We start from the raw sequence: 224 nt of genomic DNA on the forward strand, positions 1-224 counted from the left end.
ATGGACCCGGGAGGAGGCTGTGCTGACAACGCAAAAACGAAAATTTGCGCTGGCGCTCATGTCCGGGAAAAACAAAACAGCGTCAGCCATTGCCGCCGGTTATTCGGCGAAGACCGCCAGGGTTAAAGGCTCGCAGCTGGCAAAAGATCCGGAGGTGCTCGCGTTTATAGCCCGTAAACAGTGCGAAACGGTGGAGGTGGATGAGGTTCCTGTTTACCGGCAGA

Annotated in this window: 1 protein-coding gene; it reads left to right on the top strand. The window is 55.8% G+C overall.

Annotated elements, in window-relative coordinates:
• Positions 1 to 19: 19 nt before the first annotated feature.
• Positions 20 to 224 (top strand): terminase small subunit (locus tag HEN33_RS26085; protein ID WP_078314281.1); only part of this gene is annotated, 205 nt, incomplete at its 3' end.

It is taken from the genome of Escherichia sp. 94.0001 (assembly GCF_013369155.2).
Classification (GTDB): domain Bacteria; phylum Pseudomonadota; class Gammaproteobacteria; order Enterobacterales; family Enterobacteriaceae; genus Escherichia; species Escherichia coli_F.